This is a genomic window from Pirellulales bacterium (assembly GCA_036267355.1).
Taxonomy (GTDB): Bacteria; Planctomycetota; Planctomycetia; order Pirellulales; family DATAWG01; genus DATAWG01.
The window spans coordinates 1-23,065 of sequence record DATAWG010000002.1; the positions used below are offsets into that span (position 1 = coordinate 1).

The window sequence follows — 23,065 nt, forward strand, 5'->3', positions numbered from 1 at the left end:
ACCGCCAGTTCGTTATAAGGATGCCTTTCGGCCTGAAGGGCCGATTCTGTCAGCCCAGGCCGTAGCCGCGCGAGCGGCGGAGGCCTGGGTTAAGGGGCCCCGCGATGGCATCGGCCCTGTAAGGGCCGTTCAACGAGGCAACGCGGATTTGAACGGCCCCTTCGGGCCGGGCGACGCGCGGAATCACATACCCAGGGCTACGCGGCTGCGCCCTGGGCTCGCAGAACGAGCCCTTCAGGCTCGAACACGGCGGCGCAATCGCCGCCGTTCGTTATAAGGATGCCTTTCGGCCTGAAGGGCCGATTCTGTCAGCCCAGGCCGTAGCCGCGCGAGCGGCGGAGGCCTGGGTTATGGGGCCCCGCGATGGCGTCGGCCCTGTAAGGGCCGTTCAACGAGGCAACGCGGATTTGAACGGCCCCTTCGGGCCGGGCGACGCGCGGAATCACATACCCAGGGCTACGCCGCTACGCGGCTGCGCCCTGGGCTGGCGGAACGAGCCCTTCAGGCTCGAACACGGCAAGAGGCATCCCGTTCAGCAGCACTCGCCCTGCTCGAAATCTGCGTCCATTCCCAAGCGCATCTTCAATTCTTCGAACTGGCGATGGTAGGCGTCGCTCGAAGAATGGACATGCTCGGCTTCGGTGATGAATTTCATTGCATCGTTGCGGGAAATCCGCCGATCAGCGAACACGCTTTCGAACACGCTGAGATCGTGTCCATAGGCGATCAGCAACTTGTGTTCATCGAACTGCACTTCCAAGGGCACGTGCGGATTCAGCACCGCGATGCCGACGCAGCCATCGTTGAGCAACAATTCTTCGAAGTCCCACAGGATGCTTTTGAGCACGGGCAGATCGATGTGCTCGCGATAGAGATCGACGTGGCCGCGCTGCTGGCGGTTGTGGCTTGTCTCGAGCACGACGTCGACTTCGACGCCCAGTGGATCGAGCAGATCCATGAATGTGTCGAATAGCCGTTCGTGCGAGGCGGCGCCCATCAACACCGGCACGCGAGCCTGAGTTTCTTCATCGAAATAGACGTCGTGCCGGTAGCCTTCCGACGGGACAACTTGCAGATCGTATGAGGGTCGCACGGCGTCGGTGAGCAAGAACCTTCCGTAGCGGGCCACGCCCAGATGCGCCTCCAACTCTTCCTCCGAAAGCCGCTCGAAACTGCTCGTGGTTCCCACGGGCGACGAATCGCGAAAAACATTGCGAAAGAATCGTTTCAAAAATCCCATCGGCGATCTCGATTGTCTTTTGAAGGGGTCCGCGGGATTCGATCGGTCGGAGGAGTGCTGGCCGGCGTGTCCCGAGAAGCTGCGCGGGTTTGTCCTGGTTGAACGCGTTCCTATCGCTTCTGTCAGGAAAACTTAGGTTACAGTTTTTTCGACTCGGCCGGGGCAAACCGCAATTTCTGGACCGCTCGCCGAGCCGTCCCCGCAGGTCCGGCATATTCGTTTCACTGCTCGCGGCGCTCGGTGGCCCGGTCGCTTGTTCGCGACAGCGAACGGAGCGATGGCGTGAGGCGAACGCCTTGCCGAATCGCCCTCCACCATTACTTTAGCACCCTGCGATGCGCGGCGGGCGAAGCTGCAAAACACGTGACAGAAAAAGTTTGGCCCACGGCGCGCAATCGCTCGGATCGCGGCAACTCTGACTGCGCCAAACTCCGCCTCGCCGGATTGCCGCGAGAAGGCGGAAAGGTCGCCGTGCTGAGCCATCGCGGTGCGGCCGGACGTTGCAATTTGCACCCTTGAGTGCGACTCCCCCCTCGTCGCGATGTTGCACGAAAACAACCACCGCCCACAAATCGAGATTGCCACGAAACGGCCCGTTCGGGTAAATGGTGTGGGGCCGGTCGCTTGCGAAGCGCTGCGAAGCTGCGTTGCCGATTCGCAACCCGGCTGTTTGACGTTCCATGCGTCGCCGTCACGATCCGCCCCAATTGAGGAACCATTTCCATCAGGATGGATCGTCGATGCGAACAGCCATTCATCTCTGCCGCTCCGGTGGCGCACGGGCTCTGCTTGCAACGATCGTGGTGGCCTTGGCCGTTTGCAGCGGTTGTTCGGCTTCCGAATCGGCGTCGGCCGAAAAGCAAGCTCGTGCAATCGGGGCGACCGCTTCTATGACGCCGCCCACGGAAAGAGCCCCGGCCGCGACCCCCTCCGATTTCGCCGGCTTGCAAGCGGCCTCCACGCATCCGGCCAATCCGCTCCAAGACGGCTGGTTCGCGATGTATATCGAAGGAACCAAAGTCGGCTACGGAAAAACCGTCACGAACCGTGTCGTCGAACATGGCCAGGCATTGAACCAAGTCGTCGAGGAGGTCCATTTTTCCGTCGTCCGAAACGGACAGCCGAGCGACGAGCGGGTCGTCTCGACCGGCATCGAGACGCCCACCGGACAATTGCTTCGCTTTCGCACCGAAATCGAATCTGGCTCCGCGCCGATCGTTACGACCGGTGAAGTCCGCGACGGCGACATGTGTTTCCAGACGATTTCCACCGGAACCGTGACACGCACGTTCCTTCCGTGGGAGGCGCGGGTCGGCGGCTTCAAGGCCACCGAACAATCGCTCGTCGCCCGACCGATGCAACCCGGCGAGCGCCGGAATTTGAAAGGTCTGATGGTCGGCTTCAATCAAATAGCGGAGATCGAAATGGTTGCCGGCGCCTACGAACCGACACAGATGCTCAACCATTCCGAAGAATTGTTGCGTATCCAGTGGACCGCCACGCTGCCGAAAGGAAACACGATCGCCGCCGAGTGGTGGATGAATCGCGATGGCGAAGTGATGAAGATGCAGCTCGACGCGCTGCGGCAAGTGACATTTCGCACGACTCGGGAAATCGCGCTTGCCGAGACTGGGCCCGCTCGATTCGATCTGCTGCTATCGACCAGGGTGCGCGTGAACCGGCCGCTCGTGCGGCCGAATCGTACGAAACGAGTTCGTTATCGCGTGCAACTGGAATCCGCGGACCCAAGCCGGGTGTTCGCATCGTGCGCTTCGCAACGCGTCACTCCGCTCGATGCCCATACGGCGGAAATCGAAGTTCGAGCCGCCCGACCCATCCGCAACGCCGCTACGGCTGCCGCCGCCACGGCAACGCCGGCCGATGGAATCGCCGATCCGGCGCTCAATCTCGCTCCACCCGGCTCACAGCAAGATAGCCCGCCAACGGAAGAAGATCGCACCGCGAATAGTCTCGTGCAATGCGACGATCCGAGAATCATTGCGCTGGCCGGGCAGGCAGCCGGTTCGCGGACCGATCCGTGGGAGGTGGCCGTGGCGCTGGAAAAGTTCACGCATGATTACATCACCGGGCGGAATTATTCCAAAGCTTTTTCCACGGCGGTCGAAGTCGCCGAAAGCCGCGAAGGCGCTTGCACGCAACATGCAGTTCTATTGGCCGCATTGGCCCGCGCTCGCGGGCTGCCGGCGCGCGTGGCGATCGGGCTGGTGTACACGGAAAGCACGCCCGGCTTCGCCTTCCATATGTGGAATGAAGTGTGGATCGGGGGGCGGTGGATTCCCCTCGATGCGACGCGCGGGACAGGAGGCGTCGGCGCCGCGCAGCTCAAGCTTGCCGATTCGAGTCTTGCGGGCGAAGCGGCCTACAGTTGCTTTCTTCCGGTGTCGCAGGTGATCGGCCAGATCAAGATCGAGATATTGGAGGTGGAATGAGTCGGTCGCAGTGCCCCCCAGGAAAGGCCGGGGGAGATTGGTGGCAATGGCCAGACGCCTGAGGGCCTTTCCTGGGCTTGATGGAATTGCAAAACGGCCGACGATTTTAGCGATGGAAGCGGTGGAACTCATGATTCCAGTGCCTTGCGAAATGCGCGGTGGCGACACGTTCGCGAACCACTTGCTTTTCGATGACGACGTTCGCGGCGACTTGTCCGACGACGGCCGAATCCATTGGCCTCTTGCCAAAACACGGCCCAGGCGATTCCCTGCCTGAGCTGCAAAATTCGAATCGGGCCCGATCGAAAACAATTCGCGATGCGCAATGCGCACGACGTCCGTCACTGCCAATCAACGGCAGCAGTGGCGATAGTGACGGTGGTGGTGCCGATAGTGCACATGCCGAACTCTCACGCATGTGTTACACGTGGCAACCACCGGTACAGCGGCAGGAGCCGGCATCGTGCAAGGCGCTGCACAGGCCACCGGCAGCACAACCGCCGCGCTCGGGCCTTGGGCCATCGCCGACCCGCCGAAGCACAAACTGCCGCCGAGCGCCAATAACGCAATAAACCGTCGCATACCAAAACCCATCCCTTCCTCGTACATAGAACCCATGAGCCACGCCCTGTCGGTGCAGCCCAGTCGGCTGCTTCAGTGCGTCTCTCTACAGGGATTCAACACCGTTCGATACTCGCGAGTATCGAAAAAAATATCAGCGCCGCGAGTTGGATCGAGTGTGCCACTGGCCAGCGCAGTCGGCCGGCGGCGGTGCGATGCGGTAGCTCTGCACTGGCAGACTGCTTGCCAGCGCCGCAGCTCGCCCCACGCGGCCCGAGCCCGCAGCGCTAGCAAGGGAACAACGCCGTATTCCCTTGCTAGCGGCCATTGCCGATGAGCCGCCATTCTTCCTCGCCGACGCTCCCCGCGCAGTTCAGCTTGCCGCTGCTGCTGGCGATTTGCTATGGTCCGACCCGCATTCGTTCTGCGCTCGATTCGATTCGCAACGGTCTGGGCGGACGAAGCGCAGTGCCTGGAATCAGAGCCGAAATCTGGGGAGTTGCCATGCGCTCCGATCGAAAGTCCAATTGCCAACGGCGGCGTTTAACCGTCGAATTGCTTGAGCCCCGAAACCTGCTGTCGGCCGCGTCCGTTTTTCCGGCGCCCCCCGCAGCATCATCTTTAGTAGCATCGCCGCTGGCGGTCGTGCTCGGCAGCGGCAGCGCTGCCGCTGCCAAGTCGTCAACGGCGACCAATCCGACCGTCGTCGGCTACACGCCGAGGCAGATTCTCGCCGCTTACGGATTCAACCTGTTGACGACCTTCTCGACGGGCTCCGGCTCCGAATCGGCCAATGGCGCGGGGCAAACCATCGCCATCGTCGACGCCTACAACGACCCAAACATCGCCAGCGATCTGGCAGTGTTCGATGCCACGTTCGGAATCGCCGCGCCGCCGAGTTTCAAAATCGTCAGTCAGACCGGCACGTCGAAGCTGCCGGTCACCAATCCGGATTGGGATACCGAGATTTCGCTCGACGTGGAATGGGCGCATGCGATCGCCCCCGGCGCGAATATCCTGTTGGTCGAAACGACAAGCGATCGCTGGTCGGATTTGATCGCCGGGGTGGATTACGCCAAGAATCAGCCGGGCGTGAGCGTGGTGTCGATGAGTTGGGACGTGCCCGAGTATCGGATCGAAGCGGCGACCGATTCGACGTTCACCACCGCGGCAAATCATCCGGTGACGTTTGTGGCGGCGGCCGGAGACTACGGAAGTCCGCCCGAATATCCGGCCACGTCGGCGAACGTGTTGGCCGTCGGCGGCACGACGCTTTCCTTAAGCTCCGGCGGCAGCTACGGCAGCGAAACCGCATGGAGCGATGGCGGCGGCGGAGTGAGCACCGTTGAAAAGGAGCCCGCCTTTCAAGATGGCGCCCAAGCCACCGGCTACCGCAGCGCTCCGGATGTTTCTTACGACGCGAATCCCAATTCCGGCTTCGCGGTCTACGACACGATCGACGATCGCTACGGCACCGGTTGGGAGGAAATCGGCGGCACGAGCGCCGGAGCCCCGCAATGGTCGGCTTTGCTCGCCATCACCGACGAAGGCCTTGCGGCAGCCGGCAAACCGGCCCTCGCCCAGGCCCAAGCAAGGCTCTACACGCTGCCGGCCAATGCCTTTCACGATGTCACTAGCGGCAACAATGGCACCTACGCCACGGGCGTCGGCTACGACGCAGTGACTGGTCTCGGCAGTCCGGTGGCAAACGTGTTGATCGAAGATCTCATCAACGGCACGACCGGCAGCCCGACGGGCGTGTCGCGGCTGCGAACGTACAACTTCGGCTTCCAGGGCGGGTCCGCGGCAATCGTGAATTACACCGCCGTCGGACCGGTTTACGGCCAGTTCGCTTCGACCGCCGAGTCCGAGCCGATGGCAGGAAGCTATCCGCTGTTGCCACAGTTTCTCGGATCTGCAAGCGCGTCGCAGAATAGTGCGTCCAGCATTGCCAAATCACTTGTCGCATCGCCGGCCAGCTTTCCGACGACCACACCCGCTTCGGGCGACGACTCCAACGACACCGGCGCGCAATCGCCGACGGATACTTCCAGCGATGGTGCATTCGACAGCACAAACGACAGTACAACCGGCAGTGCGACTTTCGCCATGCCTGGCCCGGTCGACGATTCGCCGGACCTCTCGAAAGCGATCGACCGGCTCGAAACAGTCCCGGACGACTACATTCCGCAGCCGCCCATTCCGCATTGGGGCAATCCGCAGCCGCCGGGCGACGGGCGTTCGCAAATCGGCAGCGATGCCGGCGCCTTGGTGTGAGCCGCCGGCACGCTGAATCGTTTTTCGAGCTTGCGCGTGCCGCAGTCGGGACAAGCCGGCGGCTCCGAATCGCGCACCAGCAGTTCGAATTCGTGACCGCACTTTCCGCAGGTGTATTCGTAGATCGGCATTTGAACTCCTCTGAGAACTGTTTCTGCAATTCTACAATACTGGCCCGGATCGCTGTCGATCGCGGAGCGGTTGGGTGCCATACCCATGGCTAGGCGTTTATTGTAGCAGGCACACTCCGTGTGCCGTCTGCGCCGCTCTTTAGGCAGCTCGCTGTGTTGCGCGGACGGCACACGGAGTGTGCCTGCTACGTTGGCGCTTAATTGTCAAACTGCATGAGGCGCCAGTCGGCACAACGGCGGCGTGGCATTCCGCGGCGATCGCGGAGCGGTTGGGTGCCATGCCCATGGCTTTGCGTTTATTGTAGCAGGCACACTCCGTGTGCCGTCTGCGCTGCTCTTTGGGCAGCCCGCTGTGTTGCGCGGACGGCACACGGAGTGTGCCTGCTACGTTGGCGCTTAATTGTCAAACTGCATGAGGCGCCAGTCGGCCGTCGGCGCAACGGCGGCGTGGCATTCCGCGGCGACGCATCTTATCATGGAAGGCCGATTCGCAAATCGTCGCGGCCGACCATTCCAGCTATGAGCACGGCAATCGCACAACCGACGCTTTCCGCCCGACCGCCGCGTGTGGCGTCGATCGACGCATATCGCGGATTGGTGATGTTCTTGATGATGGCCGAGGTGCTAAAGTTGGCGGAAGTTTCCAAGGCCTTGCCGGCTAGCGGATTTTGGGCTTTCTTGGCACACCATCAAACCCATTCCGAATGGATCGGTTGCTCGCTGCACGATCTGATCCAGCCTTCGTTCTCGTTTCTCGTCGGCGTCGCGCTGCCGTTTTCGATTGCCAGCCGGCAGGCTCGCGGGCAATCGACGCTGCGGATGTCGCTGCACGCTTTTTGGCGGGCATTCATCCTCATCGCGATTGGCGTGTTGTTGCGCAGCATCGGCAAGTCGCAAACCTATTTCACCTTCGAAGACACGCTCAGCCAGATCGGTCTCGGCTACGGTTTTTTGTTTCTACTCGGCTTCCGGCCGATGCGCGAGCAGTGGCTGGCGCTCGCGCTGATTCTGGTCGGCTATTGGGCCGCATTCGCGCTCTATCCGCTGCCGCCCGCCGATTTTGATTACGCCAAGGTCGGCGTCTCCAGCGCGTGGCTCGAGCAACATGGCCTGTCGGGCTTCGCCATCCACTGGAACAAGAACAGCAACTTCGCTTGGGCCTTCGATCGCTGGTTTTTGAATCTCTTTCCACGCAAAGAGCCGTTTGTCGACAACGTGGGCGGCTACGCCACGCTGAGCTTCGTCCCCACGCTGGGCACGATGATCTTGGGCCTGATCTCGGGCAAGGTGCTGCGCAGCGAGCGCGGCCCCTGGCAGAAAGTGCGTTGGCTGGCGATCGCCGGCATCGTGTCGCTGGCGGCTGGTTGGGGGCTCGGAGCGGCGGGCATCTGCCCGGTTGTAAAACGCATTTGGACGCCGAGTTGGACACTGTTTAGCGGCGGCTGGAGTTTCTTGTTCCTGGCCGGCTTCTATTGCTTGCTCGACATCGTCGCTAGCCGGCGATGGCAGCGGGCCTGGGCGTTTCCGCTGATGGTCGTGGGGGCGAATTCGATCGGCGCCTACTGCATGGCGCATTTGTTTCCGAACTTCATCGGCAGCGCGTTGAAAACGCATCTCGGCCAAGACTTTTTCGCCTGCTTCGGCCCCGAATACGAACCATTCTTGTTGGGCGCGGCCGTGCTGTTCGTCGAATGGCTGATCCTGTTGGCCATGTATCGCAAGAAGATCTTTTTGAAAATCTGATGCGCCGCCCAGGGGAATAGCGCTTCTTCCTCGAGCCCGGCGGCCCGTCCACGCAAAATTGAGAGGTGCCATGTCTCATGGGCGGCAAGGCGCTAGCCGCGGTTGTTCAAAGCGGCGATTTATTCTTGGAACATTTTTGAATCACCGATACGGCGACCCCGACGCATTGCCGCGTGATCGAACTGAGCTTGATGAAGAGCATGCGCGGATAGGTGGGCGTTTCGCCGCGGACAGCGCCTTCATCGACGCGGAGGGCGATGTTTCTTCGGAGTTTCGGTGGCACCGGCTGGCTGCCCTCCGGCGCCTTCCTTCCGATGCATCGCGCGCCTGGACCGCGGTGGAATCGGCTTTGGCGATCACCAGAAAACCGGCAATAAGGCATTCCCAGCTTAGAAGTTGAATTCCAGGCCGCGGCGGCGCAACTCCGCGATCAATTCCGGCGTCGAGGTGTATTGCACGGCATCGAAGCCCGCTTCGCGCGCGGCGGCGACGTGGCCCGGCATGTCGTCGCAGAAGAAAATTTCGCGCGCGGGAACTCCGGCCAACTCCGCCGCGGCCCGGTAGATCTTTGGCTCGGGCTTGAGCGCTCCAATCTCGTAGCTCAACGCCCGCACGGCAAATGCGTGGGGCAAGACGCCGTAGCCGCGGCTGCAAAGAAAATCCCAATGACACGGGCTGGTGTTCGATAGGATTCCGAGCCGGATGCCGGCATCTTCCAATGCGGCGATGATCGGCAGAATCGAATAGTTGATCTGAAAAATGTCGGACTTGGCAACCAGCAGGGCTTCGTAGTTCGGCTTCGTGCCGGTGGCGGCACAAAACGCTTCGTAAAACTCGCGGCTGGAGATTTCGCCACGCTCGTAGCGATCGTTGAGCGGCGACTGGAATACCACCGCCTCGACGCGCGCCGGCTCGAGCCCCGCGACGGCCGCCATCTGCCGGCAGGCCTTTTGGCGGTCGAAAAACGCAACAACGTTGCCCAAATCGAAATAGATGAACATGGGTCGCTAGCGTGGCGATCGATTGCGGTTCGCGGGGGCGTGGATGAATTGAAATTACGTCTGTCGCGGTCGGGTTCGGCCGTGGAAGCCGGGGGCCTTCATAGGATAGAATGATCCGGCGTCGAGGTAAACCCGGCCGGCCCACGGTTGCTGGTCGGCTTGGCGCGCCCCGGGGCGGACGGCACACGGAAGCGTGCCTGCTACGTTCCTGACCCCTCACCCCCACCCTCTCCCTCTCCCTCACCCTTCCCCCCGCATGCCCAATCCATTGAACAAGTATAGTTCGCGCATCACGCAATCGAAATCGCAAGGCGGATCGCAGGCGATGCTCTATGCCACCGGCCTCAGCGAGGCCGATATGGCCAAGGCCCAGGTCGGCATCGTCAGCAATTGGTTCGAGGGCAATCCTTGCAACATGCACCTCGATAAACTCGCAGCCCGGGTGAAAGAAAGCGTCGTGGCGACCGGGCTGGTCGGCATGCGGTTTGGCACGATCGGCGTCAGCGACGGCATGTCGATGGGCACGGAGGGAATGAGCTACTCGCTCCAATCGCGCGATCTGATCGCCGACTCGATCGAAACCGTCGTCGAAGCCCAATGGTACGACGCGCTTGTGGCGCTGCCCGGCTGCGACAAGAACATGCCGGGTTGCCTGATGGCTATGGGCCGGTTGAATCGGCCGGCGTTGATGGTTTACGGCGGCACGATTCGGGCGGGCCATCTCAACGGCGCGGCCCTCGATATCGTCTCGGCGTTTCAATGTTATGGCGAATATGTCGCGGGAAAACTCGACGACCAGCAGCGACAGGAAATCGTGCGGCATGCGTGTCCCGGTGCCGGCGCGTGCGGCGGAATGTATACGGCCAACACGATGGCCACGGCCATCGAAGGCCTCGGAATGTCGTTGCCGTATAGCTCTTCGACGCCGGCCGAAGATCCGCGAAAAATGCAGGAGTGTTTCGCCGCCGGAGCGGCAATCCGCCGGCTGTTGGAATTAGACCTCAAACCGCGCGACATCATGACCCGCCGAGCGTTTGAAAACGCGATGGTGCTGGTCATGGCGCTCGGCGGTTCGACGAACGCCGTACTGCATCTGCTTGCGATGGCGCGCGCCGTCGAGGTGCCGCTCGAATTGGCCGATTTCCAGCGCACCAGCAACCGGGTTCCGTATCTGGCCGATCTGAAGCCGAGCGGGAAATATGTGCAAGAGGACCTGCACGGAATCGGCGGCACGCCGGCGGTGATGAAATATCTGCTCGAAAAGGGACTGTTGGAGGGCGATTGCCGCACCGTCACCGGTCGCACCGTCGCCGAAAATCTCGCCGAAGTGCCGGGCCTTGCCGAAGGACAATCGATCATCCATCCGCTGGAAAAACCGCTCAAGCCGACCGGCCACATCCGCATCCTGCACGGCAACCTGGCTCCCGACGGCGCGGTGGCGAAAATCACCGGCAAGGAAGGGGAACGATTCGCCGGGCCGGCCCGCGTGTTCGATTCCGAGGAAGCGATGCTCGCGGCAGTCGAAAATCATCAGGTCAAGAAAGGCGATGTGGTGGTGATCCGCTTCGAAGGACCGAAAGGGGGACCGGGCATGCCTGAGATGTTGACCCCCACGTCGGTCTTGATGGGAGCCGGCTTGGGCAAGGATGTCGCACTGCTGACCGACGGCCGATTTTCCGGCGGCTCGCATGGTTTTCTGGTCGGCCATATCACGCCCGAGGCCCAAGAAGGGGGCCCACTCGGCCTGCTGCGCGACGGCGATCCGATTGTCATCGATTCCGAAAAGAACTCGCTCGCCGTCGAAATTGACGCCGGCGAATTGGCGGCCCGCCGCGCGGCCTGGAAAGCGCCGCCCTACAAATCGAAGCGCGGCACGCTCTATAAATACATCAAAAACGTTCGCAGCGCCTCGGAAGGCTGCGTGACGGACGAGTAGCAGACTGTGAGGCTTGAGGGCCGTGAGGCTTGAGGGCCGTGAGGCTTGACGTTCGGGGGCACGCACGCTCCCATTCGCAGTCGTCACAGCAGCCGTCAACCCATCTCCACATCGATGCCGCGCGAGCTTGTCAATTCGATCGACGACCCGCGATTGGAGGCGTATCGAAATCTGAAAGACACGAACCGCACGCGCTGGACAGGCCGATTCATCGCCGAAGGGGAAAAGCTTGTCCGGCGACTGTTCGCCAGCGATTTCGCCATCGAATCGGTGCTGCTGAGCGATCGGTTCGAACGGCAACTCGGGCGGTGGGTGGCGCCGGAATCGCGGCTGTTCGTCGTGCCCGACGCGCTGGTCGAATCGCTCGTGGGGTTCAACTTTCATCGGGGCATCCTGGCTTGCGGACGGCGAAAACCCGCCCCGCGGCTCGACCAGCTCGCTCCACTCGGCGGCCGGACGACGCTTGTCGTTTGTCCGAATGTGCAGGATCCAGAGAATCTCGGCGGCATCCTGCGGATCTGTGCGGCATTGGGGGGCGACGCGGTGATCGTAGGCTCGGCGGCGGCTGACCCATTTTCGCGCCGCGTGTTGCGGGTTTCGATGGGAGCGGCACTGCGCGTGCCCGTGCGTCAATCGACCAATGTTGCCGAGGATTTGCGCGAGCTTGCCGGGCCGCTGGGCGTGCAGTTGGCGGCGACGGTGCTCGATCCGACGGCCGAGCCGCTTGCCCAGGCAACGCGGCCAGAACGATTTGCTCTGCTATTGGGAAGCGAGGGACACGGCCTCTCGGCCGAGTTGGTCGAATTGTGCCAGCGGAAAATCACGATTCCGATGCAAGCCGGAACGGATTCGCTGAATGTCGCCGTGACCGCGGGAATTTTGCTGCACCACTTTGCCTGCCGCGGCATCTAAGAGCGGGGGCAGTGTGAAGGGCCCCGCCAACGTGGCATCGGCCGACAATCCGCACGTGTACCACAGACGCCGGGAGTCTACTAAGCGACGCCAAGCGAACCCCCACGTGTGCCACTAGCGAGCGCAGTCGACCAGTGCGAGCCGCCCCAAGGGGTTCCACCACAACCTTCGCCCCCCATCACCACTTTCGTTCCGGTCGCGGGCCGCCAAGCGGCGCGTGGCCGAGTGGCGTGTGCACGGCGCCGGTGCGTTCGAGTTGACTCGAAAACACGACGATTTCGTCGACATACATCTCGCCGGCAGAAAAATCGGCGTGGTGTCGCACCAGTTCGGCCAATTCGTCCAAGCCCATCGAACCGTCGCGGACTCTGCCGAGCGTCAGATGCGGCTTGAATTGCCGTGCTTCGGGGCGAAAACCAAGCTGGGCCAAGTCGCGCTCGAGCGCCGCTTGCAACTCGATGAGCGCCGCGGCTCCATCGCCGACACCCAGCCAGAGCGTTCGCGGCCGGCCCGACGATGGAAATGCGCCGCAATGCGAGATTTCCAAATCGAACGGCGAGAACGGGGCCACTGCTTTTGTCACGCATTCGCAAACGGCCGCGATTTCAGTGTCCGGCACATCGCCCAGGAAGTTCAGCGTCCAGTGCATTGTTTCCGTGTCGGCCCAGCGCACCTTGGCCCCGCTCGCCTTCAGGCGCTCGAGCAGCGCGGCGGCGCGATGGCGAATTTCCGACGGTGTTTCAACCGCCACGAATGTGCGGAAGACGGACATGGGGAGAAAGGCTGTGAGGCTTGAGGCTTGAGGCTTGAGGACGAGGCACAGAGGAGCGCTCAAAAGCTCATCATCTGGTGGTATTGGGTCATGCGGCGATTGATATCGGTTCGCGAAATCTGTTGCAGCCGGTCGAGGCTGAAATCCTCGACCGTAAAGCTGGCGACGACGATGCCGTAGGCCATGGCCTGCTTGAGGGTTGCCGGATTGAAATTCCCCCGCTCGGTGAGGTATCCCATCATCGCCCCCGCGAAAGTATCGCCGGCCCCGGTCGGATCGACGACATCGGGCGTGGGAAACGCGGGCAGCACGTACATATCGTGCTCGCCGAAAAACATCGCTCCGTGCTCCCCCTTCTTGATGATCACGAACTTCGGCCCCATCTTGCGGACCGCATGCCCGGCCCGGACGAGATTCTCTTCGCCCGCGAGCAGCTTTGCTTCGCTATCGTTGAGCACCAGGCCATTGAGCCGCCGCATCACGCGCAGCAATTCGTCGCGCTGAACGTTGATCCACAGATCCATCGTATCGGCGACGACGAGCAGCGGCGCATCGATCTGATCGAGCACTTTGGATTGAAGTGTCGGAGTGCCATTGGCGAGGAACAGAAATTTTGCCCGCCGCAAATCGGGCGAAAGCACGGGATCGAACGTTTCCAGCACATTCAGATGCACTTCGAGCGTTTCGCGATCGTTCATGTTCGGCAAATATTTGCCGCGCCAACGAAACGTCTTGCCGCCGGGAATGACTTGCAGGCCGGCCGTGTCGATGCCGCGGTCGTGGAGAAGCCGGGTGTGCTCGACGGGCCAATCCTCGCCGACCGCGCCGAGCAGCCGCACGTCGGAAAAGAACCGCGCTGCATAAGAGAAAAACACCGCCGAGCCGCCGAGCACATTGTCACGGCGGCGCGTGGGTGTTTCGACGCTATCGAGCGCCACCGAGCCGACAACCAACAGCGACATGGATTCTTTCCTTCAAGATCGACGATGATTTGTGCGGCAAGCGGACGTCTTCAATTGGTCAGACTTTCCAGCCTGACATTCCTCGGGCTTCGTCAGCCTAGAAAGGCTGACCTACGGCAAACCGCACCACTACCCAGCCGTTGCGACGCTTCCGGTTTAACTCGCTCGGATGCTATTATGCACCTTGCTCCGATCTTTTAGTATCCCTGCGGGCGTAGGAGATCGACAACCGGATGCTGAATTCATGGCAATGCGCGGTTGTTTCCACGGTGCGGGTGGGGATGCTATTTTGCGCCGCCGCGATTCTCGCACTTATTCCGACTTGGTCGCTTGCGGACGAATTCGTTCCCGATGATTTTCCGCGGTTCGTCGTGCCGGGCCACGACGGCGAGATGGCGCTGTTGCGCGAGTTGTTTTGGCACCACTACAAATCGGCCGGCCCGTTGATCCCTGTTTGGGACGCCTGGATGCCGATGAGCACGCTTTGGCCGGTTCGCGGCGATGGAGCCGAGTTGCAATCGATGCGCGGCCGCTGGGCCGCGGCGCTCGCCGGACGCGTGTTCGACGCCGAGGGCTACGTCAGCAGTCAACAGCACGACGGGCCGGCGCACGCCGAGGGCTGGCCGTTTCCAACCTGGATGCAGGCCGGCGGAATCGGTTGGCATTTCGCGCCGATCGGCGTGCCGGGCTACGAGGCTCCGCACGCGACATCCGACGGCTGGCATCTGACGGGCGCGCATGGCAGCCCGCTTCGCGAAAACGGCTGGCCGATCGAAATCACCGCAGCCGCCGGCGGTAGCGTAACGCTCGAGCCGCCGCAATTCGCAATCGATGCGCGCATCGCACCCTGGCTCCGGCTCAATTGGTGGGCCACCGGACTGGAAGGCGCGCGGTGTTCCATCGAGTGGACGACGAGCAAATCGCCTGGCTTCGGCCCCGACCGGCATGTCGAGTTTGCTGTCGCCGAGGGAAACCTCTCGCACCGCGAAACCCGAACGATGATTCCGGTGTACCGGCTCGCCGGTTGGAACGGCACGATCACGGACTTGCGGATCGGTTTCAAAATGCCGGATTCCAAGAAGCCCTCTGGCCAGCCGTCGCCGCGGATCGTGATCAAATCGTTTCACACGGCGTGCGACAGCCGGCACAACATCAACGATTCCAACTTCATCCGCGGAGCGCACGACTATTTCATGTGGACGGCCGACGTCGATTTCCTTCGCAGCCAAATCGGCCGGATTCGCACCGCAATGCGATTCAATACGCACGAATTTCAAACGCGGCAGCGAAAATGTATCTACACGACCTGGCCAGGCCACGAAGGCCGTAGCGGAGTGCGATATGCCGAGGGGCGCGTCGGGGGCCCGCCGAACATCGTTCGCGGCGAAGGAATCGGCAGCAACTATTGGGACTTGTTGCCGTTCGGCGGGGAAGACGCGCTGGCGACAATCTATTACTACGATTCGGTTCTCGATCTTGCTGAGCTGGAAGAGCAAATCGCCGCGCACCCGCAATGGAAAATCGTGGCAACAGATGCACGCGATGCGCCCTTCGATCCCGCCGACCTGCGTCGCCATGCGAAGGAAGTACGGGATTACGGCACGCAGCGATTCTGGAATCAATCCACTGGCCGATTCGGCACCGTCGATCTCGACGGCATGATGCACGACTACGGCTTCACGTTCCTGAACAACGAAGCGGTGTACTACAATTTCGCCACCCGCGAGCAAGCGAAATCGATCCACGCCTGGCTCAGCGGCCGGCGGATCGTCGACGGCGATACCGCCACCGGAGCCGACATCTACCATTGGCGCTTCGGCCCGCGCAGCACGACCCGGCGAAATCTCGATTATTATTTTTGGGGCTGGAGCAATCCCGCGTCGGTGCCGTGGGGCAACCAGGTTCAAGACGGCGGAGCGGTGCTCGGTTTCTCGTTCCACGACCTGATGGCCCGACTAAAAACGGCCGGGGCGGACGATGCGGCCGGGCGATTGCGCGAAATTCTCGCTTGGTACGCCGATGTCCGATCCGCGGGCGGCTATCGCGAATACTATCGCCATCCGGGGCGGGGAACGTTGCAAGGGGGCAACGTCGCCGGCGGAATTGGGGTCGATCGGGAATTCTTCGAATCGATCCTCGTGCCGCAGGTGATGCTGTACGGCTTTCTTGGCGTGCGGCCCACCACGAGCGGCTGCGACATCAACCCGCAATTGCCCCACGACTGGCCCGAGTTGACGATCACGCGGATCCATTTGCACGATCACGTGCTCGATATTCATGCCGCGCCCGGTCGGATCGACATCAGCGACCACACGCCGGCCGCGGCCCCATTGCAATTCGACATTCCTGCCAGGTGGCGGCTCACGGTTTTGAAGCAGCCCTGACCGAAGCGAATCCAGCTGACGGCGGATGCCGCTGCCGCTTTGTCCGATGGGTTCGACACTGCTGGCTTGTACGGCGGACGGCATCCGGCATGCCGGCGCTGCTCTTGCGAAAGCGTTTCAATTGAATACAATGCACGTAGCGGGAACGAACACTTGGTTTTTCGGCAAGAGGTGAGCTTTGTTGACCGAAAAAGAAGTATCGAAAAGCTGGCGAACGCTGTTCAAGGGCTCGGAACTTCGCGACGACGACTTCTCGAAAGCCGAAGCGCTGTTGGACGAGTTGCGGGCCGAAAGCCCACTGCGTCATCGCCTTAGCACCGAGTTGGAAGAACTGCGAAAAATCGCAATGTCCAACCGTTGAGAAAAGAAGGGCCATGGCAGCATGGCCAGTTTCGGCGAGCGGGGGCTCGACCGGTTGTGCAACTGTCGACTTTCGACAGATTGCTCAGTGGTGGCAGCGCGCCAACTATATATCTTGGGCTCGATTGAGGCTCCCGGCCACTTCGGCGATCAGGGCATAAGCATCGGCCAAAAAATAACTTCTCCATCGATCCCACCCCTTGCGGGAAAGAGCGGAAGTTGTTTTTCGGCCGAGCCTAAGTGCCTTTGCAGCTCCTTGGAGTTCAACTCCAGGCTGCCCGCGCGAAGCCCAGCCCCAATCCATTTTGGCGACATGCGATCAATGTCGCACACGGGCAACTATCGGTTGACCTCGATGCCGACGTTGATGCCGTTGGCGAAGAAGTGTTCCTTGTCGGCGCCGTTCGAGATGCCGGAGTCCGGCAAGACGTATTCGAGCCGATTGGCCGCCCGACCGACGCCGGTGACCAGCAGGGCCGTGTAGCCGGCGGTGAGCGACACGTTCGACGTTACCTTGTATTGGGCATTGAGCCGCAATTCACCCAAGGGGGCGAATGTCACGTTGTCTTTGGTGCCGTGAAACGTGTCGAGCGGCTGGTTGGGGATGCCGATCCCGACGGTTTGCGCGCCGACACCCGTGACAACATCCGTGCTGCCGCTGCCGGAATAGCCGAACAAGGTCGCTTCTTGAAAGTTGGCGCCGATCATCGCTCGCAAGTCGGCTCCGATCACCACGCGATCATCTTCGTGCTGCCAGCTTAATCCGATTTGCGGACCGACGACGTTATTGTTGATGCCGAGGTCGTACGAGTTAGGCGCAGCGGTGGTTTCCAGCGTTTCGGTGGCGCTGACCGTTACATCGCCACCGAGCGTTTCGGCTTCGATGTCGTAACGGTCGTGGAGCTGGAAGAACCTTGCACCGTACATGAATGTCCACACGCCGCCGTCGTGCGATACCGCGTAGCGAAGGGTCCGCATCAATTCAATGCCGGTCATGCGCGTGGTGTTGCTGACGATGATCGAAGAATAGGTCGGTGTCGAGTTCTCCACGAATTGCGCCGTCGACGCCCCGCCGAAAGCAGGCTCGTTGTCGATGAAAAACACGGTGGTCGGCGTGGCCGAATTGAGCGTGTTGAACTGTGTATTCGTCTTCAGGATGCTGGTGAGCCATCCCTTGTCGTCATCCTGCATGTAGCCGATGTCGAAGCGGTTGCCCCAGACGAAGCGGGCCTTCATGAAGCCGGTGTCGAGGTCGTTCACAGATCCGAAACCCGCAGCCGTCGCGGGGTCGCCGATGACCGTCGTCGACGGCTGGTGCAGCGACCAATAGAGCCGTTCGTATTGAAAGAATGGCCCGTAGTTTGGCTCGGGATAATTGCCGATGTTCGTGAGATCGGGCGGACGGAAGAATTGGGCATCGGCCACGTTCCCTTGTTGCACCGGGCCAATCGGCTGGATTTGTAGATATTCGCCCGTCTGGTTATTATCCTCGGCCGGCATGCGCTGCGGGGGCGGCTCTTGAGCCCAAGCGACCCCGGCTCCGCCTAAGAGCACCGCCATGCCCACCAACCACGACTGCAAGAAGTTGCGTTCCATGTTTTTCAATCCACCGGGGCTGCTCGAAAATGTCCGCGCAAGCTCCCCACAAATGCACCTGTATTGTGGGATGTGACGGTAGTATCGGTCATGCTAGTCGCGCTAGTTGAGTAAGAACGGCAAGGGATACCGAAAATAACGATCGTCCGGCCGTCTGCCAGCGGTTTAGGTAAGATGCCGTGACCCAGGCGATCGCGCGCAAAGCGAGTTCGCGGCTTCTCCGCGAGGAGGAAATGTCCGCTTGCGGTTTGGCGCGTGCTGACACGACGCGCGAGCGGCCTTCTACGCTGCCGCCATTTGAAGCTTGGGCAATGCCGCCGCTCGCGCGCCGCGAATGCCATCGAACTGCCCTTGTCCGGCCGTAGGGCCATTGCTACTATCCCGCCCGATTTTCCTCTTCTGTCGCGCCCGGTCGGTTGCCGGGATTGCAGGGCTTTATTTCGGAGAGTGCCATGCGGGGCGTTTCCGCAGGCTGCGCGATCGCTCTTCTGGCCGGCCTGATTCAGGCTGGTTGCGCTCAAAATCCATACGCCCTTCAGAGCCAAATCACGACGCTTCAGCAGCAACAGACGGCCCTGGTGCAGCGCGATCAAGAAATCCAAAGCCGCGCTAGCACTCTCGATCAAGACAACCAAGATCTGCACACGCAACTGGCCCAAGAGCAACGCCAAGCGCGGCTCTATCAGGACCAGTCCGTCGCATTGCGCGAACAGCTTGCCAGCACGACGGCCCTGTTGGCCCAGTCGCAGCAGGATAAGCAATTGGTCGAGCGCAATGCCCAAGCAATCGTCGCGTCGACGAAGCGTCGAGCCGGCGTCACGATTACGCCCAACAGCAGCCTTGCCAAAAATCTGCCGGCGTTGAATCTACCGGGCGTCTTCGTACGGCAAGATGGCGACGTGGTGCGGATCGAGATCTCGGGCGATCAGATCTTCGAGCCGGGAGGGGCCCAATTGCGAGCCGATTCCGCGAACCTGCTCGATGCCGTCGCGGCTGAGATCGAGCGAACCTATCCGGAGCAGATCATCGGCATCGAAGGACACACCGACAACGATCCACCCCCACCGCCCTGGGCTTCGCCGCATCAATTCACGATGGGACGCGCGATGGCCGTGTTCGATTATCTATCCACTCGAACCCATTTGAGACCGAACCAATTGTTCCTGGTTGGCCACGGCGCCAACCATCCGGTGGTGAGCAACGCCACCCTGGCCGGCAAGGCCCGCAACCGGCGGATCGAATTGGTCGTGTACCCCGACCGAATCGGCCAATAAGAACAGAGAGCTGGCGCGTTGGGGCAATCTTGGGCAAGCGCCAGCCGTTTCCCGGTCGTCCGCTGTCGTTAACTCTTGCGTTCCGCCAAGCCTAGATTGGCGACGACCACATCGCAGCCAGGCGTCATCTTGCGGATCTTTTCGACGAACAGCGAGCGTTCGGAGGCGGTCGACTTCTTGAGCCGCCGCTTCACGATCTCCAGCTTCTTGCGGCGATGACGACGACGCTTGATTTCCTGCTTGCGGTCGCTGATTCCACCCACGTGGCACACTCCCGGGTTAATGGTACGGCAACTCGATTCGCGCCCGCCTGACTGCAAGCAGGGCGGAACTTCCTTGCGAGCGCCGCGAGCTCGCGAATTCTTGCTTTTGCAAGCCAGTCTTTGTAGCAACCGGGCCCGCATGCGTCAATCCGCCGGCAACGGAGGCGGTAGGTACGTCTTCAAGTAGGTCAGGCTTTCCAGCCTGACATCCCTCGACTCCGTCAGCCTAGAAAGGCTGACCTACGGCAAACTGTACCACTACCACAACGGAGCGAACGAAGCCGCAGCGCCAGCGACGCCGAAGAAAGCGGTTTGAAACAACGAGGTTTGGAAGCGCGGGCGATTATTTGCCGGCGGCGTTCGGAGCCGCGGCACCCGTGGTCGATGGATCGGGAGCCGTTTCGGCTGCACCGTTCGCATCGGCGCCGGCATCTTGCGGATCGGCAGCTTGCATGGCCGGTTCGGGAACATTGGCCACCATCACCTCGTCGATCCCGTCGAAGCCGAGTTCCTCGTTGAGCCGTTCTTGGAAGCGGCTCTTGAGCCGAATGAATCGCGGATCGGCAAAATCGGAAGCCCGCGTCAGCCGCATCGAATCTTCGATCGCGGCTTGCAGGTCTTTTTCTCGGTCGTGGATTTCGCGAAATCGGGCCGGATCAAGTTTTTTGGCGAGATGCAGCGTGACGGTGAATTGCCCGTGCTTGAGTTGCTTGTCGCGGGGGTTGACGCGGTTGTATTCGAAGGCCCCGAGCACCATTTGCAGATTCGGCTTGGCAGGCTTCGGCGCGGGGGCTCGCACGCGGAGAAAATAGAATGCCCCCAGGTTGATCGCGATTACAACCGCCGCCGCGACGGCCAAATACTTAGGATTGAGGAGCTTGGCCCAGAGGGGCGCGCTCGCGGCCGCGTTCGAATCTCGTGCCGCCGCAGCGCGGACGGCGGGACGTGGAACTACTGCGTTCGGATTCGTTTTCAAATCCGATTTCGGATCCGTCTTCGGATGGGGCGAATGTGCGGCCGAGCCAGGGGCCCGGCGGTCGGGATTCGCCGAATGCGAATCGGGATTCGGCGATTTTTTGTCCGTTTCCATAGCGTCTATCCAAGGCTTCGATTGCGCGTCAAATGCCGCTAGAAAAGAATAGCTTGCGGTCGGTCAGGCTTTCCAGCCTGAGATTCCTCGGGCTTCGTCAGCCTAGCAAGGCGGACCTACGGCAAACCGTACCGCCGGGCGCCACTGGCACGACACGCGTCGTCGGCGTCGCGGCCACCGGTTTCCTTTTCCTCTGGCTCGACTTTCGCGAAGGTCATAAAATAGGGATCGCTGGCATCCGGCGAATTGCCCCATTTTTCCTCTCTTTCCGATTGTTCCGTCTTTTCGGCCTTCATGTCGTACAACTCGTTCAAACGCGCGCTGGGTGAGACGAGTTTGGAGCGGAAGTGCCGTTTTCTATTCGGATTTTGCCTGCTGGTGCTGATTGCCGGCAGCTTCTGGTGGTACGGCAGCCGCACCGAAAAACTGGTCTACGCCCAAAGCCCAAATAATGCCCAATACCTCGTCGACGCGGTCATGCTGCAAAGGCATTGGAACGCCGAGGGGCGAGACATCACGCAGAGTTCCCGCGATTTCATCAATTCGACCGCGAAAATCCTGCAAACGCATCAAGAATATCAATCGCGGATTCTGATCCCCGATGCGGCGAATCCCGAAAACCAGCCCAAAACCGCCACCGAACGCGAGGTGCTCGACTACTTCATTCATGAAGTCCGCCCCAGCGACGCCGCCTTGGCCGGACCGCCAGAATGGCGCGACGATCGCACGTCGGACAAGGAATATCATTATTTTCAAGCGGTCCGGTTGCAGAAAGATTGCATGCGCTGCCACTTTTCATTGAGCCAGCATGTCGTGCTCGGAACGGCCGGGTTGCCGGCGCCGCCGCCGCCGGTTCCGGGCGATCTCATGGCCGTGGTCGAGGTGACGCAGCCCGATGCCGCAACGCAAACTGCGCTTGCCCGGAATCGGGCGATTTTCATCACCACGGCCCTGGTCACCGTTTTCATGGCCATGATCGCCTCGTATGTGATCGTGCGCTACGTGATCGTCAAGCCACTCAAGCACCTGCGCAACGTCAGCGATGAGGTGAGCCGCGGCAATATCGATGCCCGGGCGGAAATTCACACCGCCGATGAATTCGAGGAGCTAGGCGTCGCGTTCAATAAAATGCTTCGTCATCTCGTGGCCGTGCAAGACGAGCTGCGCAGCGTGAACACGAATCTCGACACGAAAGTCGACGAGTTGGCGCAGGCCAACATGCGGCTCTACGAATTGAACCGCCTGAAAAGCGATTTCCTGGCCACGATGAGCCACGAGCTGCGCACCCCGCTCAACAGCATCATCGGATTCAGCGATGTGCTCAATTCGATCAAATCGCTTGACGAAAAGCAGCATCGCTACGTGCAAAACATCCAGAAATCGGGCCGCGTGCTGCTCGACATGATCAACGACATCCTCGATCTGGCGAAAATCGAAAGCGGCAAGATGGAACTTCGCCTCAGCGAATTTCGCATCGAAGACGCGATCGCCGCGCAATGCGACATGGCCCGGCCGCTGTCGGAGCGGAAGAATATCGATCTCGAAGTCGAGGTTGAGCCCAATCTGCCAGAGTTGTTCCAAGACCAGGGCAAAGTGCAGCAGGTGCTGAACAACCTGCTCTCGAATGCGATCAAGTTCACGCCCGAGGGAGGGCGAATCGTTGTCAGCGGCCATCGCGAACGATGGAGCGATCGCGACCAACTGGCGATTACCGTTGCCGATACGGGCGTCGGGATCGCCGAAGAAGATCAGGTGGCGATCTTCGAAAAATTCCGTCAGGGCAAAACCGCTCTCGCCGGCGGCGACGCCATGACGCGCGAATATTCCGGCACCGGGCTCGGACTGTCGATCGTCAAGGAACTGTGCAAATTGATGGGCGGCGAAGTTTCGCTCGCCAGCGAATTGGGAAAGGGAAGCACGTTCACCGTGCGGCTGCCGTGGATTCGGGCCGATCAGCCCCGCATGGATTCGCCGCTGGCGGAAAACATCGACGAACTGCTCCGGCCGCGGCGGGTGGAATTGCAGCGTTCGCTGGATCGCCCCGTGCCGGCAGCCCCAACCATCGACTCGCAGTCTTAGAGGCGAGGGGGTGAGTTAAAAAACCGAATTGACC

19 protein-coding genes are annotated in these 23,065 nt (G+C 61.2%); 9 read left to right on the forward strand and 10 right to left on the reverse strand.

Going from position 1 to position 23,065, the window contains the following annotated elements:
• Positions 1 to 532: 532 nt before the first annotated feature.
• Positions 533 to 1,240, reverse strand: a complete 708-nt coding sequence (locus VHX65_00020; GenBank protein HEX3996918.1) for a hypothetical protein — start codon at positions 1,238 to 1,240, stop codon at positions 533 to 535.
• 740 nt (positions 1,241 to 1,980) lie between these two features.
• Here VHX65_00020 and VHX65_00025 point away from each other — a divergent pair.
• Positions 1,981 to 3,690 (forward strand): transglutaminase family protein, encoded by a 1,710-nt coding sequence (locus VHX65_00025; GenBank protein ID HEX3996919.1) that lies wholly within the window; start codon positions 1,981 to 1,983, stop codon positions 3,688 to 3,690.
• An 894-nt stretch (positions 3,691 to 4,584) separates the two neighbouring features.
• Positions 4,585 to 6,528 (forward strand): S53 family peptidase, encoded by a 1,944-nt coding sequence (locus VHX65_00030; GenBank protein ID HEX3996920.1) that lies wholly within the window; start codon positions 4,585 to 4,587, stop codon positions 6,526 to 6,528.
• On the opposite strand, the gene VHX65_00035 is transcribed toward VHX65_00030, so the two are convergent.
• On the reverse strand, positions 6,432 to 6,746 hold the full coding sequence (locus VHX65_00035; GenBank protein ID HEX3996921.1) for a zinc ribbon domain-containing protein: 315 nt from the start codon (positions 6,744 to 6,746) through the stop codon (positions 6,432 to 6,434). The genes VHX65_00030 and VHX65_00035 overlap by 97 nt on opposite strands.
• A 432-nt stretch (positions 6,747 to 7,178) precedes the next feature.
• Here VHX65_00035 and VHX65_00040 point away from each other — a divergent pair, with 432 nt between their 5' ends.
• Entirely contained in the window at positions 7,179 to 8,402 is a 1,224-nt protein-coding gene (locus VHX65_00040; GenBank protein ID HEX3996922.1) for a DUF5009 domain-containing protein, read from the forward strand.
• Positions 8,403 to 8,508: 106 nt separating this feature from the next.
• On the opposite strand, the gene VHX65_00045 is transcribed toward VHX65_00040, so the two are convergent.
• Together VHX65_00045 and VHX65_00050 are read right to left on the reverse strand one after the other, a co-directional pair.
• Positions 8,509 to 8,685, reverse strand: a complete 177-nt coding sequence (locus VHX65_00045; GenBank protein ID HEX3996923.1) for a hypothetical protein — start codon at positions 8,683 to 8,685, stop codon at positions 8,509 to 8,511.
• A 106-nt stretch (positions 8,686 to 8,791) separates the two neighbouring features.
• On the reverse strand, positions 8,792 to 9,403 hold the full coding sequence (locus VHX65_00050) for an HAD family phosphatase (protein ID HEX3996924.1): 612 nt from the start codon (positions 9,401 to 9,403) through the stop codon (positions 8,792 to 8,794).
• Between the two features lie 256 nt (positions 9,404 to 9,659).
• Here VHX65_00050 and ilvD point away from each other — a divergent pair, with 256 nt between their 5' ends.
• Together ilvD and VHX65_00060 are read left to right on the forward strand one after the other, a co-directional pair.
• Complete coding sequence (gene ilvD, locus VHX65_00055; protein HEX3996925.1) at positions 9,660 to 11,339, forward strand: dihydroxy-acid dehydratase; 1,680 nt, start codon at positions 9,660 to 9,662, stop codon at positions 11,337 to 11,339.
• Between the two features lie 114 nt (positions 11,340 to 11,453).
• Positions 11,454 to 12,251, forward strand: a complete 798-nt coding sequence (locus tag VHX65_00060) for an RNA methyltransferase (protein ID HEX3996926.1) — start codon at positions 11,454 to 11,456, stop codon at positions 12,249 to 12,251.
• 178 nt (positions 12,252 to 12,429) lie between these two features.
• On the opposite strand, the gene thpR is transcribed toward VHX65_00060, so the two are convergent.
• The gene (gene thpR, locus VHX65_00065) at positions 12,430 to 13,023 is read right to left on the reverse strand and encodes an RNA 2',3'-cyclic phosphodiesterase (protein HEX3996927.1); all 594 of its coding nucleotides are present in this window, start codon (positions 13,021 to 13,023) and stop codon (positions 12,430 to 12,432) included.
• Between the two features lie 59 nt (positions 13,024 to 13,082).
• Positions 13,083 to 13,985 (reverse strand): PfkB family carbohydrate kinase, encoded by a 903-nt coding sequence (locus tag VHX65_00070; GenBank protein ID HEX3996928.1) that lies wholly within the window; start codon positions 13,983 to 13,985, stop codon positions 13,083 to 13,085.
• A gap of 233 nt (positions 13,986 to 14,218) precedes the next feature.
• On the opposite strand from VHX65_00070, the gene VHX65_00075 reads away from it, so the two are divergent.
• Together VHX65_00075 and VHX65_00080 are read left to right on the forward strand one after the other, a co-directional pair.
• Positions 14,219 to 16,369 (forward strand): hypothetical protein, encoded by a 2,151-nt coding sequence (locus tag VHX65_00075; protein ID HEX3996929.1) that lies wholly within the window; start codon positions 14,219 to 14,221, stop codon positions 16,367 to 16,369.
• Between the two features lie 178 nt (positions 16,370 to 16,547).
• A complete protein-coding gene (locus tag VHX65_00080; GenBank protein ID HEX3996930.1) occupies positions 16,548 to 16,730 on the forward strand; it encodes a hypothetical protein in 183 nt (60 codons plus the stop codon).
• A gap of 338 nt (positions 16,731 to 17,068) precedes the next feature.
• On the opposite strand, the gene VHX65_00085 is transcribed toward VHX65_00080, so the two are convergent.
• Positions 17,069 to 18,325, reverse strand: coding sequence for a BBP7 family outer membrane beta-barrel protein (locus tag VHX65_00085; protein ID HEX3996931.1), 1,257 nt, complete (start codon positions 18,323 to 18,325; stop codon positions 17,069 to 17,071).
• A gap of 452 nt (positions 18,326 to 18,777) precedes the next feature.
• Here VHX65_00085 and VHX65_00090 point away from each other — a divergent pair, with 452 nt between their 5' ends.
• Positions 18,778 to 19,599, forward strand: coding sequence for an OmpA family protein (locus VHX65_00090; protein ID HEX3996932.1), 822 nt, complete (start codon positions 18,778 to 18,780; stop codon positions 19,597 to 19,599).
• A 68-nt stretch (positions 19,600 to 19,667) separates the two neighbouring features.
• Here VHX65_00090 and VHX65_00095 read toward each other — a convergent pair whose 3' ends face one another.
• From VHX65_00095 to VHX65_00105, 3 genes are all read right to left on the reverse strand, one after another.
• On the reverse strand, positions 19,668 to 19,862 hold the full coding sequence (locus tag VHX65_00095; protein HEX3996933.1) for a DUF6800 family protein: 195 nt from the start codon (positions 19,860 to 19,862) through the stop codon (positions 19,668 to 19,670).
• 343 nt (positions 19,863 to 20,205) lie between these two features.
• Positions 20,206 to 20,952, reverse strand: a complete 747-nt coding sequence (locus VHX65_00100; GenBank protein ID HEX3996934.1) for a hypothetical protein — start codon at positions 20,950 to 20,952, stop codon at positions 20,206 to 20,208.
• A 116-nt stretch (positions 20,953 to 21,068) separates the two neighbouring features.
• Positions 21,069 to 21,248 carry a hypothetical protein gene (locus tag VHX65_00105; GenBank protein HEX3996935.1) on the reverse strand — a complete coding sequence of 60 codons (180 nt, stop codon included), beginning with the start codon at positions 21,246 to 21,248 and terminating at the stop codon, positions 21,069 to 21,071.
• On the opposite strand from VHX65_00105, the gene VHX65_00110 reads away from it, so the two are divergent.
• The gene (locus tag VHX65_00110) at positions 21,247 to 23,031 is read left to right on the forward strand and encodes an ATP-binding protein (protein HEX3996936.1); all 1,785 of its coding nucleotides are present in this window, start codon (positions 21,247 to 21,249) and stop codon (positions 23,029 to 23,031) included. The genes VHX65_00105 and VHX65_00110 overlap by 2 nt on opposite strands.
• Positions 23,032 to 23,065 lie beyond the last annotated feature (34 nt).